2 protein-coding genes and 1 pseudogene are annotated in these 18,273 nt (G+C 31.1%); all 3 read right to left on the reverse strand.

Annotated elements, in window-relative coordinates; translation table 11 throughout:
- Positions 1 to 2,560 (reverse strand): non-ribosomal peptide synthetase (locus DPQ31_RS29055; protein WP_208731450.1); only part of this gene is annotated, 2,560 nt, incomplete at its 3' end.
- Positions 2,561 to 2,662: 102 nt separating this feature from the next.
- Positions 2,663 to 10,546, reverse strand: coding sequence for a non-ribosomal peptide synthetase (locus DPQ31_RS29060; RefSeq protein ID WP_315969876.1), 7,884 nt, complete (start codon positions 10,544 to 10,546; stop codon positions 2,663 to 2,665).
- 275 nt (positions 10,547 to 10,821) lie between these two features.
- A pseudogene (locus DPQ31_RS29065) lies at positions 10,822 to 18,243 on the reverse strand (non-ribosomal peptide synthetase); the annotation flags it as partial.
- Positions 18,244 to 18,273: the final 30 nt, after the last annotated feature.

Below are 18,273 nucleotides of genomic sequence, written 5' to 3' on the forward strand. Positions count from 1 at the left end.
CAATTCTTCCTAAAAACTCAATATTTCCATCAGGTAACATTCTCACAAGGTCTCCTGTTCGATACATTCTCTCTCCTAGAATGAACGGATTTGGAACGAATTTCTCAACTGTTAATCTCTCGCTATTTAAATACCCTTTACTTAATCCGTCTCCAGAAATACATAGTTCTCCAGGTACACCAAGTGGAAGCAAGTTAGAATTTTTATCTACTACAAAAACCGAAGTATTTGCTAACGGTTTTCCTATTGGAATAACCTCAGTTACTTCATTAACAAAATAATACGTAGCATATACCGTGCTTTCAGTTGGACCATAAACATGAATAATTTTATCTTTGCCCAATTTCTCAAGGGCTTTTTTCACATGTGGAACTGAAACTCTTTCACCACCGAATAATATTTTTCTTATTTTATCTAAACAATCTATTTCTAAATCTACAAGCGCATTAAATAAAGCTGTGGTAATAAACATAATACTTATCTGTTCTTCCTTTATTAACTTAGCTAGTTTAACAAGACTTAATACAGTGTCCTTCTCAACCATTATTAACTTTGCACCATTTAGAAGTGCACCATAAATATCAAATATAGACCCATCAAAAGCATAATTCGAAAGTTGTAGTATCGTATCATTCTCACTAATTTCAATATAATTTGTATTCTTAACTACTCTAATTGCACTATAATGCGGAATAACTACTCCTTTTGGTGTTCCGGTTGATCCTGAAGTATAAATGATATAAGCTGTATCACTTGAATGATTTATTAAATTCAAATTATCTGTACTTAGCCTTAAAAAATTCTCTTGATCTAAATTAATTAACTCCACATTCAAATTAAGTTGACTTATACATCTGTCTTGAGTCAATAAAACTTTTACATTACTATCTTGTAACATGTAGCCAATTCTCTCTTTAGGAGTCTCAGGATCAATTGGTAAATACGCCGCTCCGGATTTTAAAATCCCCATAATTCCTATTATCATTTCTAAAGAACGGTCGACCATGATTCCTACAATTGTGTTTGATTGAACACCTTTTTCTCGCAGTAGTCTAGCTATTTGATTTGATTTTTCATTTAATTCCCTATAAGTTAGGTTATTACTTTTAAAGCTAACTGCCACACGGTCAGGTGTCTTCTCAACCTGTTCCTCAAACAATTGATGTATCAACCTATCTTTAGGATATTCAACGGTTGTTTCATTAAATTTATAAAGAAGGATGTTTTTTTCCTCTTCTGAAATTAAATCTATATCGCTCATTTTCTTATCATCATTTTCAATAACTTGCTTCGTTACATTTTGAATATGACACTCTAGATTATTGATTAGTCTTTCTTCATATACATTTTCATCATATACAATTGTTAGTTTCAATTTCTCTCCTAATCCTACAGTAAGGCTTAGGCTATAATTACTTCTCTCTTCGTCGATTACAGATATAACTTCGAACCCTAATCCACTTTCCTTTTCTTCCAATCCTTTTTCATCAATAGCATAATTTTCAAATACTAATATATGATCAATAAGATTACTTTTTAAGTTACTAAGAGCTTGAACTTCGGCTAAATTAATATAATTATAATCATTACCCTCTATTGCATCATGTTGAGTTGCTTTTAAAACTTCTTTAAATGATTTTTCACTTTGCAGCTTTATTCTAGTTGGTATTGTATTTATAAATAAACCTAACATGTTCTCTATACCTTCTACAGCTGCATCTCTGCCTGAGACAACTGTTCCAAAAACAACATCATCACTATTGTTATACTTCGCTAGAATAAGCCCCCAAATACTCTGCATCACTGTATTTAAGGTGACGTTATTTTTATTTGCCAGTTGTGTAATCTTATCAGTTAACTCTTTTGAAAACTCTATCACTTTTTCTCTTCTCTGATACTTTCTAGCACTAGAGTTATTAAATTTAGGGAGGGTAGCATTTAACTCATACCCCTCCAGATACTTACTCCAATACTTCAATCCTTCTTCATTATCCTGATTATTTAGCCAATTTATATAATCACTATAGGGTCTAGGATCTTCTAATTGATGCTCTTCACCTTTCATTTTATGTGAATAGATAGTAAATAACTCATCTAATATAATCCCAATACACCAACCATCAAGTAATATATGATGAAAGCTCCAAATTACTTTATATGAGTTATCATTTGTTTTCATCAAACAAATTCTCATAAGGGTTTCTTTTGTTAGGTCAAATCCCTTCACCTTATCATCTACTATATATTTTTCCATATATAAATCTTTAGTGTTTAAATCTAAATTACTTACATCATTATAGCTAAACTTAATTTTTCTATCCCTTAATATTACATGTAATGGCTCGTCCAATTTATAATTAAATGATGCTCTTAACACCTCGTGCCGTTTCATAATCTCGTTGAAACTTTCCTCAAAAATAGTTTCATCTACATAACCTTTTATATCTAATATAATTTGTTCAAAATATGCATCTGAATTTTTATCTTCAATAGCATGAAACAGTATCCCCTTTTGCATATTTGACAATGGATAGATTTTCTCAACTTTATTAACTTTCATAAATTTATCCCCCTAAATAGTTTCCGTCGGAAAAGGCACAAAAATTATAAATATAATTTGTACAATTAAGTAGTCGTTATGATTGTGTTTTGCCTCCAGGCTTTAATTATCGATGTATTCATATTCACCTAGTAACTCATCAAGCTCTTCTAGTGACATTTTATTGTAACCATAATCGGAAGCTGTTTTTTCTGATTCCGTTTGATTAATACAATGATCGATTATCATTTCAAGGTTCTCTTTATACTTTTGGTTAAAATCAGCGATTAAAAATTCGGAATATTCCCTTTCGTTGAAGGTAGTGTTTATTATTAATGTATCCTCTACAATTATTGAATTAATTTCTATAGAAGCATCTCTTGCATTTTCGCCACCTATACTTTCGCCAGGTGATAGCCATGATGCAGAAAATTCTTCATTGGTCGCTTTTTTACTCATTTCTCCCAAATAATTAAATAATATAGGTGCCGTTTCATCATTTAACAAATCTTGATCCTTTTTCAGGTATTTTAAAACCCCATATCCTATTCCGTTATTAGGAATTTTTCTTAAAGTCTCTTTTACCAATTTTATACTCATAGAAATTTCTTTTTCTTTACCTAAATCAAAATATACAGGGTATATTGTAGTAAACCACCCAATAGTTCTACTAACATCTATGTTTTCAATGACTTCTTCTCTTCCATGACCTTCCATGAGAATTTTCAGCCTGTTTTCTCCTGTTAAATCTCTTACTGTTACTAACAAAGCCGCTAAAAGGATATCATTTATTTGAGTATTATAAGTTTTGTTTGTTTCTCCCAATAACTTTTGAGTGTTCTCCTTATTTAGTGAAATGGTTAGGGTCTTGCTATTTTTATAATCGGTCACATCTATTTCTTCATTTTCCGCTAAAAAATCTACTTTCATTTTAGATATGTCTGCCCAATATTTTTTTTCTTTTAAAAGTTTATTACCTACCGCATAATCCATTAAATTTTCTGAAAACTCCTTAAATGAATCCGTTTTAAAACCTATATCAAGTTTTTCATTGAGATATGCTTGTTTATATAACATTTCGAAATCTTCGAACAATATTCGCCATGACACTCCATCTATTACAAGATGATGGATAGTAATAAGCAAATGATCACCCTCATTTGTTCTAAAAATGCAAAGTTTTAACATTTTACCGTCAGTAATCGAAATTTCTTTTTGTATATTTGTTGCTAGTTGACCCACTATCTCCTGTTGATTATCCTGATTCTTAATATCATGGACATATAAATCAAAGAAATCCCCATTCAAATCACGATTATATTGAATTATTTCACCATTTTCCTCTTTATAAATCATTCGTAAAGCATCGTGTTTTTCACAAATTTTACGAAACACCTTTTCTACAATCTGTTCTTCAAATCCATTTTTTCTATACAGCATAAATGATTGATTATAGTGATTTAGCTCTTTATTATTTAATGCTTTGTTTAATACAAAATGTCTTTTCTGTATTGGCATTAAAGGAACGTTTCCCTGAATTATTTCATAGTTTTTCTTTACTCTCGATTCATTTTTTACATACCTACTAAGATTTTTAATTTTCGGGTTTTCAAATAAATCTTTAATTTTGAATTTAAGATTCACTTTCGATAGTTTAGAAACTATTTGTAACGCTTTTATAGAATCTCCACCAACCTCAAAAAAACTATCGTTAATTCCAATTTCTTTAATACCCAAGACATCCTGCCAAGCTGATACAAGATGTTCTTCCACTTCATTTCGAGGCGCTTCATAATCTGTTCCCTTAGAAAGGTCCCCCCCTTGTACAAGAGGCAATGCTTTTCTATCTATTTTTCCATTCGGTGTAAGAGGCATTTTATCTAATTGAATAAAAAATGCAGGAATCATATAATCTGGTAAATAATTTGACAAGTAGTCTCTTAATTCACTTGTAGTTAGCTCCTCTTTAGCTATTATGTATGCACATAAATAGGTAAAACCAGCATTATCTTTCCGATCAACTACTACCGCCTGATCTATATTTTGATTACTTAATAGTTTAGCTTCAATTTCTCCTATTTCTATCCTAAACCCTCGAACCTTTACTTGATTGTCTATTCTTCCTAAAAACTCAATATTTCCATCTGAAAGCCATCTTGCCAAATCTCCTGTTTTATACATTTTTTCACCAGGTATAAAGCCATTTGAAACAAACCTTTCATGAGTAAGGTCTGGTTTGTTTAGGTATCCTTTTGCAAGACCTTTTCCACCAATGTACAATTCACCATACACCCCTAAAGGTTGTGGTTCTAATAAAGAGTTTAAAACATAATATTTTGTGTTATTTAACGGCTTCCCTATGGGAGTATTTACCATTTGCGGTATATACTCGTACTCTTCTTCATAATAGCTAGAATCAATAGTTGCTTCTGTAACTCCATAGCTATTAATTACTCTCATATTCTCCCCATATCTTTTAACCAAATTTTTGTACTCATGTATAGGACAGCTATCAGAACCTAATATTAATAATCGTAATGTCGTGAGGTCAAAATTATTTTCATATACATAATTCATAAAAGGTATAATAAGACTTGGAGTCGATTCAAAAATATTAATTTTATACTTCTTAATTGTCTTATATAATAAATCCAGTTCTAGCTTGATATGACTCGGTACTATATACATTGTCCCACCATTTAATAAACTTCTGCATAAGTCCCCTGCAAATACATCAAACGACATACTAGCCATTTGTAGTAAATTGACGTCATACTTTGACAATTCATAGTGATCTCTCCAAGTGTAATGGGCATTAACCAAATTTTCATGCTCTACTAGCACACCTTTAGGGTTTCCAGTTGTTCCTGATGTATATATGATATACACTAAATCATCCGGTGAATTGATATGATTCAAATTATCTTCATCGATATCATATATATCTATATGATTTATATTTACCACTTCACCGTAGGCAACATTTTTATCCGTTAGATGTTCTTGGGTAATAATAATGTCCGCATTACTATCCTCAAGCATAAATTCTATTCTCTCTGTAGGGTATTCTGGATCTATCGGCAGATATGCTCCTCCAGCTTTTAGAACCCCCAATATTCCTACAATCATTTCTACTGATCTATCCACCATTATTCCAACTATACTATTTTGTGCAACACCTTTTCCTCTCAAAGTTCTAGCTAGTTTATTTGCTTTTTTATTCAATTCTTCATAGGTCAACTGCTTTTCTTCGAACACTACAGCTATATGATTTGGTGTTTTTTTAACCTGCTCTTCAAAAAGTTCGTGTATAGTACCTACTGGATATTCAACAGCAGTATCATTAAACTTGTTTAATATCATTTCTCTTTCTTCTTGTGAAAGCAAATTTATTTCACTTAATTTTTGTTCAGGATTATTAACAATTTCTTTTAAGATATTAACTACATGATTTCCAATTCTTTGTATTGTTTCTTCTTTAAATAATTTTGTGCAATACTCTAAAATAAATTCTATATGATCTGTATTTTCAATTGCCGATAGACTTAAATCAAACTTTGCCGCTTTAAAATCAATGTCATAAGGTTCGATTTTTAAGCCTTTTATATTCAACTCTAGATTATCTAAATTTTGAATAGAAAACATCGTATCAAACAATGCGTTTCTACTAATATCCCTTTTTAAGGCTAGCTTTTCAACTAACTCATCAAATTGATAATCTTGATTTTCATAAGCATTTAAGGTATTTTCTTTTACTTTCTTCAAATAATCAATGAATCTACTGTCTGCTTTAGGACGATTTCTCATCACAAGAGTATTAACAAACATACCAATAGTATTTTTTAAATCATCATGTTGTCTTCCTGCGGTTGGCGAACCAACTATAATGTCTTCTTGTCCCGTATATTTCGAAAGTAGCGTTGTATATGCTGCTAAAAGTAGCATATACATAGTAACTCCATTTTCCCTTGCAAACATTTTAAGCTTGTTTGTTAGTTCAGAATCTATTTCAAAACTTAATCTATCTCCCTCGCTACTTTGTATTTGTGGTCTTGGAAAGTCAGTTGGCATATTCAGAACTGGTATCTCATCCTCAAATACTTTAAGCCAATATTTCTCCTGTTTCTTTATATTATCACCTTTATAAAACTCTTCTTGCCATTCCGAATAGTCTTTATATTGAATTTCTAATGGCACTAATTTTTTTTCTCCAAATATATCTGTTAACTCTTTCATCAAAATGCTCATTGATACTCCGTCTGAAATAATATGATGCATATCAAGCATCATGATATGCTCATCCTGACTAACTTGTACGATTTCTACCCTTAGAAGAGGAGCTACCTCTAGATTAAAAGGTCTTATGAATCGCGCCACTCGTTCTGATACGTTCTCTTCTCCTAATTCACCATATTCAATTTTAAAATCTATTTCTTTTTCTATCTTTTGAACTGGTTCTCCATCAATCATTACAAAAGATGTTCTTAATGCTTCATGTCTATCAATTAATGCTTTAAAGGCTTTTTCAAAAGTGTCCAATTGAAAGCGCCCGTTCATTTGTATAACAACTGGTAGATTGTAAGTAATTCCACTATCCTCTATTTGATTTAAAATATATAGCCTTTTTTGAGCCGATGAAAGATTATAAAATTGTTTCTCCTCAGCTTTCTTTATTTTTGAGTAAGTACTCATTTCTTTCCCTTTTATATATTCACCAATACCTTTGATAGTAGGAAAATTAAATATTTGTTTTAATGGTATTTCAACATTTAATTCTTTGTGTATCTTTGATACCAATGAAAAAGCTTTTAGTGAGTGTCCTCCCGCTTCAAAGAAGTTATGATTTATTCCAATTTTCTCTATACCCAAAACGTCCTTCCACACTAAAGCCAACTTCTCTTCTACTAGATTTCGAGGTGCTTCATAATGATCTTCTATAAATTTACTGAAATCTGGTTCCGGTAATGCTTTCACATCCACTTTTCCATTGAGTGTAATCGGCAATCTTTCCATCTCTATAAAATGTAAAGGAATCATGTAACCAGGAAGCTCTTTGGCAAGCAACTCTCTCACTTTATCTATGTTCAGTTCCTCATTCAAATCATTAACTGTAATAAATGCGCAAAGATATCTGTTTCCATCTATTCCCTCTTTATCAATTACTTTAGCTTCTTTTATGTTCGATTGTCTTAATAAGTGATATTCAATTTCTTCCAGTTCAATTCTAAAACCGTTAATTTTCACCTGATTATCTATTCTACCTAAAAATTCAATATTTCCATCAGGTAGCCATTTTACTAAATCTCCAGTCCGATACACTCGTTCTTCTAAACTAAAAGCATTAGGCTTGAATTTTTCTTCAGTTAATTCTTTATTATTTTTGTATCCTCGTGCTACACCTTCTCCACCTATATATAATTCACCAGGTATTCCTATCGGCAGTAATTGAGCGTTATTATCCAAAACATATAATTTATAATTACTTAATGGTTTACCTATAGGTACACTCATTCCTATACAATCATTGGAACTGACCTTATAATATGTTGCGCAAACAGTTGTTTCTGTAGGACCATATGAATTATAAACATCGGCAATCTCAATAATATTTTTTATATATTCATACTTTAAAACATCTCCACCACTAATAAATTTCATATTTTTATTAAGTATTAAATGCTTATTTTTATCAATTTCATTGAGTAACAGTGGTGAACAGCTTACTAAAGTCACATTATATTTTTCAATATTTTTAACTAGCTCATCTATGTTCAGATCACCAATTTTTTTACTAATAATTAATTTCCCTGAATTAGCTAAAATAGGAAATATTTCTTCCGTAAAAGCATCAAATGAAAATGAAACTACTTGTAATATAGAATCTTCTTCATTTAAAGTAATTTGTTTTGAAAATGCATAAATATAGTTAATAACGTTACAATGTGTAGTCATAACCCCTTTAGGCTTTCCACTAGAACCTGACGTATATATTAAATAAGCTAAATCAGATGAATGATTTAAATTTTCTAGGTTGTCCTTATTTAAAGAATTAATTTCTTCATCATTAAATAAAATACTTGAAACTGTTCTTACCTTGAATTGTAAGTGCTCCTGAGTAACGACTAAATTTGCTTCACTATCTTTTAGCATATATTCAATTCTTTCCTCAGGATACTCAGGGTCAATTGGTAAATATGCTGCTCCAGCTTTTAAAATCGCCAATATGCCAATTATCATTTCTGGGGATTTATCCGCCATAATTCCTATTACAGTATCCGGCTTTGCACCATTTTTTCTAAGCAACCTTGCCAGTCGATTTGCTTTTTCATTTAGTTGTGTATATGTTAATTGTTCTTCTTCAAATATAACTGCAATATGATTTGGTGTTTTTAAAACCTGCTCTTCAAATACATGATTTAAGGTTTTATTTTTAGGAAATTCAGCCCTAGTATCATTAAATTTGTGTAATATGTTTTTCGTTTCTTCTTCTGAAAGTAAATTTATTTCTCCTAATTTAAGCCCCGGATTATTGGTAATTTCCTTTATTACATTTACTAAATGACCTGCAAGTCTTTTGATTGTTTCTTTTTTAAATAATTTTGTGCAATATTGCAAATCAAATTTCAAATGATCTGTATATTCTATCGCCGTAAGACTTAAATCAAACTTCGCCACATTAAAATCAATATCGCAAACCTCAGTGGTTACTCCATTTATATTAAACTCAAAATCATTTTGAGTTTGTATATCAAACATCGTATCAAACAATGCGCTTCTACTTGTTTCTTTTCTTAAATTTAGTTTCTCTACTAAGGTATCAAATTGATATTCTTGATTCTCATAAGCATTTAATGTGTTTTCTTTTACTTGTTTTAAATAATCAATGAATTTAGTATTTGCTTTTGGATGACTTCTCATTGCAAGAGTATTGACAAACATGCCAATCGTATTTTTTAAATCATCATGTGTTCTTCCCGCAATTGGTGAACCAACTATTATGTCCTCTTGCCTTGTATATTTAGAAAGAAGCGTTTTATATACTGCTAAAAGAAGCATATACATAGTAACTCCATTTTCTCTTGCAAGAAATTTAAGTTTATTTGTTAGTTCAGAATCTATTTCAAAACCAAGCCTATCTCCCTCACTACTTTGTATTTGTGGTCTTGGGAAATCAGTTGGCATATTCAGAACTGGAATGTCACCCTCAAATACCTTGAGCCAATATTCCTCCTGCTGCTTTACGTTATCTCCTTTATAGTATTCTTTTTGCCATTCCGAATAGTCTTTATATTGAACTTTTAATGCTGCTAATTCTTTTTCTCTAACTAAATCAGCTAACTCCTTCATCAAAATGCCCATTGATACTCCATCTGAAATAATATGATGCATATCAAGCATCATGATATGCTCATTCTGATTAACACATAAAATCTCTACCCTTAGAAGCGGCGCTATCTCTAAATCAAAAGGTCTTATAAATCGTGCCACTCTTTCTGATACACTATCTGCTCCTAATTCACTATATTCAATTTTAAAATCTATTTCTTTTTCTATCTTTTGAACTGGTTCTCCATCAATCATTACAAAGGATGTTCTTAATGATTCATGTCTATCAATTAGTGCCTTAAAAGCATTCTCAAAAACATGCATTTGAAAATGGCCCACGATTTTGATAACTAAAGGAATATTATATGTCGTACCTTTAGATTCCAAATTATTTAAAATAAGCATCCTTTTTTGTGCCATTGATAAGGTATAACAATCGTTTTCTGATTGTTTCGCTTTTGGAATTTCATTCTTTTTTTCTATATCTTCATTTTTTAAAGCTATAATAATTTTTTCTTTATATAACTTTATTTTTTCCTTTAATTCAGCTGTTATTAGCTCACGAGGTCCAATAATTTTTATCTTCCCTTGATTCTGATATAAGAAAATGTTTGATTTTTTCAAATCATTTATAAACCCTTTAATATCCATAACTAGAATCATTCCCTTCGCGGTGCCCATTCAATTTCTCACACTATTAGTAAATAACTAAAACAACTATCAAATTTCATATACATCTTTGAAATTTAAACCATTGGGCCTAGTTTAACTGCACAATCTATTGCTTTTTCCCTGCTGAGAAGAAGTATAAATTGTACAGTTTTCCTAGGATAAATCCCTTTTTTTTATAATTAAATCTTAAATCTCAAAGCAATCAACATTATAGAAAATCTGCCTTTTTACACCTATTACTAATATCTTTTACTTCCAAAAGAAATGAATTTCATTTTAAACCGTTATACCTCTTCCTCAACATAATCATAAGAACTATTTTGACGATCATGTTCAGTTGATAGGATATAATTTGCTAAACCCATTACACTTGGATTCTCAAAGAAATTGTGAATGCTTATATCTGTATTTAAAACTTTATTAATAGCAGCAACAGCACTCATTAACTTCAGTGAATTTCCTCCTATTTCAAAGAAGTTATGAGAAATCCCAATAGATTTGATGCCTAGGATTTCTTCCCAAATTGAAATAATAGTCTCTTCTACAAAATTACTTGGTGCTACGTACTCTACCTCAGTTGTTACATTCCCATCAGGCTTTGGTAATGACTTTCGGTCTACTTTCCCGTTTGTAGTTAGCGGTAGCTTATCAAGTTGAACAAAAAATGCAGGAATCATATACTCTGGAAGCTTTTTAGTTAGATACTTTCTAATTTCTTGAATTATCAATTCATCTTTCCATGTTTCAGAAGTAAAGTAAGCGCATATATATTTTTCACCATGAATATCATCTCGTACGATAACAATAGCTTCTTTTACTTCTTTATATTTAAGTAGCTGACTCTCTATCTCACCAAGTTCAATCCTGAAACCACGAACTTTCACTTGATGATCTATTCTACCTAAGAACTCAATATTTCCATCAGGCAACATCCTAACAAGATCCCCTGTTCGATACATTTTTTCTTCTGGTATAAATGGATTGGAGACAAACTTTTCTGCTGTCAAATCTGGTCGGTTTAAATATCCATGAGCTAACCCTGCTCCACTTAAACAAAGTTCTCCAGCTACGCCGATTGGAAGTAGTCTCTGATTTCCATCTACTATAAATACTGAAGTATTTGCTAATGGCTTCCCAATTGGTATTGTGTCGAATTCTTCATTGATTTCATTTATATAATAGTACGTAGCAAAAACAGTACTTTCTGTCGGACCGTATACATGAATCAGCTTATCTTTCCCTAGATACTCCAATGCTCGTTTTGTATGTGATACTGAAATTCTTTCACCACCAAAAAGGATTTTTCTTATATTAGATAAACACTCTATTTCTAAATCAACCAACGTATTAAATAAGGCTGTAGTTATAAACATAACACTAATTTTTTCTTCTTTTATTAATTTTGTTAGCTTACTTAAATTCAATACTGTATCTATTGATACCATCACTAATTTCGCACCATTTAACAATGCACCGTAGATATCAAATACGGATCCATCAAAAGAATAATTTGAAAGCTGTAAAATAATATCATCTGCATCAATCTTAATATAGTTTGTGTCACGAACAACTCTTACTGCATTAGAGTGTGATGTAACCACACCTTTTGGTACTCCAGTAGAGCCCGATGTATATATGATATAAGCTATGTTCCCAGAATCATTGATAGGAGCTAAATTCTCTTTACTCAATTGAAAATTCTCACTCTTATCTAAACTAACCTTCTCTACACTCAATGAGGAATCATTAATGAACTTCTCCTGCGTTAATAGAATTTGAATATCACTATCTTGTATCATAAATTTGATTCTATCCTGAGGAGATTTAGGATCTATCGGCAAATAAGCTGAACCTGATTTTAAGATACCCATTATTCCAATTATCATCTCAGGGGATCTCTCAACCATAATTCCCACAATTGTATTTGCAGTAACCCCTTTATCTCGTAACCATCTAGCAACTTGATTAGACCTTTCATTTAATTCTTGATACGTCATTTTAGTGCCTTCAAATTCAACGGCAATATGATTAGGCGTTTTCTCTACCTGTTCCTCAAACAGCTGATGTATAGTCTTATCCTTCGGATAATTCGTCTTTGTATCATTAAATCTATACAATAATGCATTTCGCTCTTTCTCTGGGATTATGTCTATCTCATTTAATTTCTTATCCTCATTTATAACAACTTGTTCCGTTACTTTTTTAAGATGCATTTCTATATTGTCTATTATTTTCTGTGGATAAATCTTTTCGTTATAAGTTAATTTTAATACTAACTGTTCTCCAGGAATTGCTACAATGTTGAATCCATAATTGCTTTGCTCTTCTCCCCTTATATTTTGACACATAAAACCTGTATTATTTTCTGCATGATTAAAACTACTATCATCGAGTGAATAATTTTGAAATACCATTACATGATCAATTAGATTCCTTTTTAGACCATGCAAAGATTGAATTTCAGCTAAATTTATATAGTTATATTTATTATTTTCTATTGATTCATCCTGGACATTTCTTAAAACCTCTTTAAAACTACTATCTTTTTCGAGTTTAACTCGAGTCGGAATTGTATTAATGAATAATCCTACCATCGCTTCAATTCCTTCTACTTTTGCCTCTCTTCCTGATACGACTGTTCCAAATACAACATCTTCTATATTATTGTACCTCGCTAAAAGAATGCCCCAAATTGTCTGCAGTACGGTATTAAAAGTAACTTGATTTCTATTTGCGAGTTGAATAATGTTACGAGTCATTTCTTTTGAAAATTCTATCATTTTTTCTTTTCTTTTATACTCATTAACTTTATTCAAGATTTTAGGAACCTGTGCTTGTTCTTCATATCCATCCAAATAGCTCTTCCAATGTGCTAACCCTTCTTCTTTATCCTGTTCTTCCAACCATCTTATATAATCACTATATGGTGCTGGCTCCGCTAAATGGCTCTCTTCACCTTTCATCTTTCTTCCATAAACATCAAATAACTCACCTAATATAATCCCAAGACACCATCCATCTAACAATATGTGATGATGACTCCATACCAATTTATATGAATCCTGATTTATTTGAATTAAGCTAATTCTCATTAATGTATCTTTACTTAAATTAAAGCCTTTTTGTTTATCATTTTGTAAATAATTCTCTATAAACTTTTTTTTCTGCTCAATGTTTTCGTCTTGAATATCATAATAGTTGAAACCTACTTTTCTATCTTGAAGTATGACATGTCTTGGTTCCTCCACTAATTCATACTCAAATGCTGCTCTTAATATTTCGTGTCTCCTGATTATTGTATTAAATGATTTTTCTAAAATATCTACATCTACAGTCCCTTTTATATCCATTACAATTTGTTCAAAATACATACTTGAATTTTTATCTTCTAATGCATGGAATAACATCCCTTTTTGCATATTTGCTAACGGATATATTTTCTCGATAGTAAAACCATTGTATTTTTCTTTTATTTCTTCAAGTTCTTCTAATGTTATATTTATATCTCCATAATCAAAAGGTGTTTGATCTGGTTCTACTTTATTCGCACAGTGATTAATTATTATTTCAAGACTTTCTTTATATTTCTGATTTAAATCCTTTATCATTTTTTCACTGTACTCTAATTCATTAAATGTTGTATGAATAACCAATTCACCATTTAAAACCATTGAATTCATTTCTATAGATGTATTCCTAGTAATTTTCTTACCGACTGTTTCACCTATAGACCATTTCGATGCAGAGAATTCTTGCCTGTTAATATCTTGATCCAATTCACCTAAATAGTTAAATGAAATTGGTGCCTTTTCTTCATTCACAAATCCCTTATCTTTTGCTAAATGTTTTAATACTCCATAACCTATTCCTTTATTCGGTATTTTCCTCAAAGTTTCTTTAACTGTCTTTATGTTGGTCGAAAGTTCATTTTCGTTCACTATATCTAAAATCACTGGATACATCGTCGTGAACCAGCCAACAGTCCTATTGATTTCGAAATTCTCTATTACGTCTTCTCTTCCATGCCCTTCCATATTTACTTTTAGCTTGTATTTCCCCGTCAATTCTCTGATTCCAACTGCTAAAGCTGTTAATAAAATATCATTTATTTCTGTGTTATATGCCCTATTTGTTTTTCTAAGTAAAGATGTAGTGAGTTCTTTATCTAATGTAATACTTACTGTACTACTATTTTCAAAGTTGTTTTTTGTGATTTCTTTCTTTTTAGGGATAAACTGTACATTCTCTTTTGATATGCTTGTCCAATATTCCCTTTCTTTCATTAATTCCCTACTCACGCTATAAGCTTTTAACTTTGATGCAAATTCTTTATAGGAATCTGTTTTGAATCCTATTTCTAGCTTTTCACCCTTTTCTAGTTGTGAATATAAAGTCTCCAAATCTTCAAGTAGGATTCTCCATGATACCCCATCCACTACAAGGTGATGAATCGCAATCAGAAGATGGTCTCCTTCATCCGATTTAAATATACAAAGCTTTACAAGTTTACCTTCTTTAATATCCATCTCTTTTTGAATACTTGTAGCAATTTCATATACCTTCTCTTCCTTATTCTCAACGCCCTTAACATCATAAATATATAAATCAAATAAGTTCTTGTCATAACCTCTATTATATTGAATTATTTCTCCTTCTTTTTCTTTATATATCATGCGTAAAGCATCATGATGTTCCATAATTTTATTAAATATTTCTTCTACCTGTTTTTCATCAAATCCATTTTCTCTAAATAACATGAACGATTGATTAAAATGATTCATCTCTTCTTGGTTTTTCTCAAAATACCAGCTTTGTATTGGGGTTAATTCTACTTCCCCCTTTACTGTTTCATGAACCTTTTGTTCTTTCTTTTCTCGTTTTATATATTTTCCAAGATTTTTAATTTTTGGATGTGCAAATAAATCTTTCATTTCTAATTTAAGGCCAATTCTAGATAATCTAGATATAATTTGGATTGCCTTAATGGAATCTCCTCCAGATACAAAGAAATTATGATTAATCCCTATATCCTCTATCCCAATAATACTTCTCCAAATTTCAACGAGCTTTTCTTCCACTTCATTTCTCGGTTCCTCATACTCTACCCCAGTATCAATGCTTCCATCTGGTTCAGGAAGTGCTTTTCTGTCTACTTTCCCGTTCGTTGTTAACGGAAGCTTATCTAATTTCACAAAATATCCAGGAATCATATAATCCGGAAGTTTCTGTTCTAAATATTCTCTAATTTCCCTTGCATGTAATTCTTTTTCTGAAACGATATATGCACATAAATATTGATTATTTTCCTTATCTTCTCTAGCTATAACAATCACTTCTTCGATATCTTGATGAGTTGACAGTTGACTTTCTATTTCTCCGAGTTCAATTCGATAACCACGTATTTTCACCTGATGATCTATCCGTCCTAAAAACTCTATATTCCCATCAGGTAACCATCTTGCAAGATCTCCAGTACGATACATAGATTTACCGTTATCAAATGGATTTTCAATAAACCTCTCAGCTGTTAATTCTAGATTATTCAAATATCCTCTTGCTATCCCCTCACCTGATACACACAGTTCCCCAGCTACTCCAATTGGCTGAAGATTATTTCCCTTGTCTAATATATATATATTAGTGTTTAAAATTGGTTTTCCAATCGGAATTACCTTATCATTGCTTATTTGATCAAACTCAATTCTATAGCTTGTGGAATCTACACAGCACTCTGTAGGCCCATAAACATTTGTAATATTAGGTTGAAGATTGGCGAATTTTTCAAATAAACCTTTGATTAAATAAGGCGTTAATGCCTCTCCGCCTACAATAAATTCTTTAATTTCTAATTCTTGTTCTATTTTTTTTACATAGCTAAGCATTGTTAAATGTGCCGGAGTAGCATCGGATACATGTATTTTATTTGTTGCATAATACTCAATTAAACTCATTGCATCCCAACTTACTTCCTTTGGCACAACAAATAAGGTATGTCCTAAAAGTAATGTTGCAAATATTTGTTTCACCGATGCATCAAATATAAATGGTGCTAGCAACGCGACATTAACATTAGTATTAAATTTTTTATAAATTACATCATTTAACCCATTGACTAAGTTATTTACACTATTTTGTTCTATCATTACCCCTTTAGGATTCCCTGTAGAACCTGATGTATATATTACATAAGCTAAATTTCGGGGACTATTTATTTTACTGATGTTCGTTCTATTTTCTCCATATTTTAATTTATCTAATTGTATAATTTGTCCATGAAAAGTTATATCGCTATGAACATCATTCGTTACGCATAGTATCTCTATATGGCTATTACGTAACATATATTCTTTTCTTTTCCTAGGATAAGTTGGATCAATTGGTAAATAAGCTCCTCCAGCTTTTAAAATCCCCATTATACCTACTATCATTTCAATAGAGCGTTCCACCAATATTCCCGTTACTACGTCAGGACCAACTCCTTTTTCGCGAAGTATATGCGCAAGGCTATTTGCCCTTTCATTTAGTTCTTTATATGTTATACTTTGATTTTCAAAAACAAGTGCAACATTATTAGGTGTCTTCTCTACCTGTTCTTCAAAAAGCTCTGGAAGTGTTTTTTCTTTAGCATATTTTCCTTTTGTATTATTAAATTCGTTTAATAACTTACTTTTTTCTTTCTCTGTTAATATATCTATTTCACTTAATTTCTGCTCTGGATTTTTTACTACTTCTCTTAAGATATTTATAAAATGCTCTAAAAACTTCTCTATTGTCTCCTTATTATAGAGAGCCGTACAGTATTCAATTTCTAGTCCTAATCCATCCTCTAACTCACTTACATGTATAGTAATATCAAACTTAACTATTTTCCGCTGATCTTCTAACATGCTAACCTTTAATTCATCTAAATTTAATAGCATATTATCAGTGTGTTGAAATACAAGCATCGTATCAAATAGTGGATTTCGTGAAATGTCTCTTCTCACATTTACCTTTTCTACCAATTCTTCAAATTGATAATCCTGATTTTCATATGCTTTCAATGTATTTTCTTTTACTTCTTTTAAGTACTCTTTAAAAGATGTATTGCCCTTTGGATAATTTCTCATCGCAAGGGTATTCACAAACATTCCCATTACATTATTTAAATCTACATGTTTTCTTCCTGCAATTGGTGATCCTACTACTATATCCTCTTGCCCTGAATATTTAGAAAGCAAAGTCGTGTATCCTGCTAACATCAGCATATACATAGTAACTTCATTTTCTGTAGCCAACTTGTTTAACTGATTATAAGTTTCACTATTGATTTTTAAATTGATTCTATCTCCAGCAAAACTTCTTCTTTTTGGCCTTTTATAGTCTGTTGGCATATTTAGTACTGGTACTTCTTCTTTGAACACATTCATCCAATACTTTTCTTGCTTTTTGATTTCTTCTTGAGTAAGCAAGCCTCTTTGCCACGCAGAATAATCTTTATATTGAATGCTTAATGGAGATAATTTTTGACCATTATATAATTCAGCTAATTCCTGCATGAAAATCCCCATTGATACACCATCTGAAATGATATGATGCATATCTAATACCATCACGTGCTCATTATCTGTGACATGTATGATTTCAACACGTAAAAGAGGAGCTTCTTCCAAATCAAACGGTTTAACAAATCCATTGATTATATCATCTAGCTTATCGGTACCCATTTCTCTATACGTCACTTGGAAAGCTATGTC

Source organism: Bacillus sp. COPE52 (assembly GCF_003355115.1).
In the GTDB taxonomy this organism is placed as follows: Bacteria; Bacillota; Bacilli; order Bacillales; family Bacillaceae_G; genus Bacillus_A; species Bacillus_A toyonensis.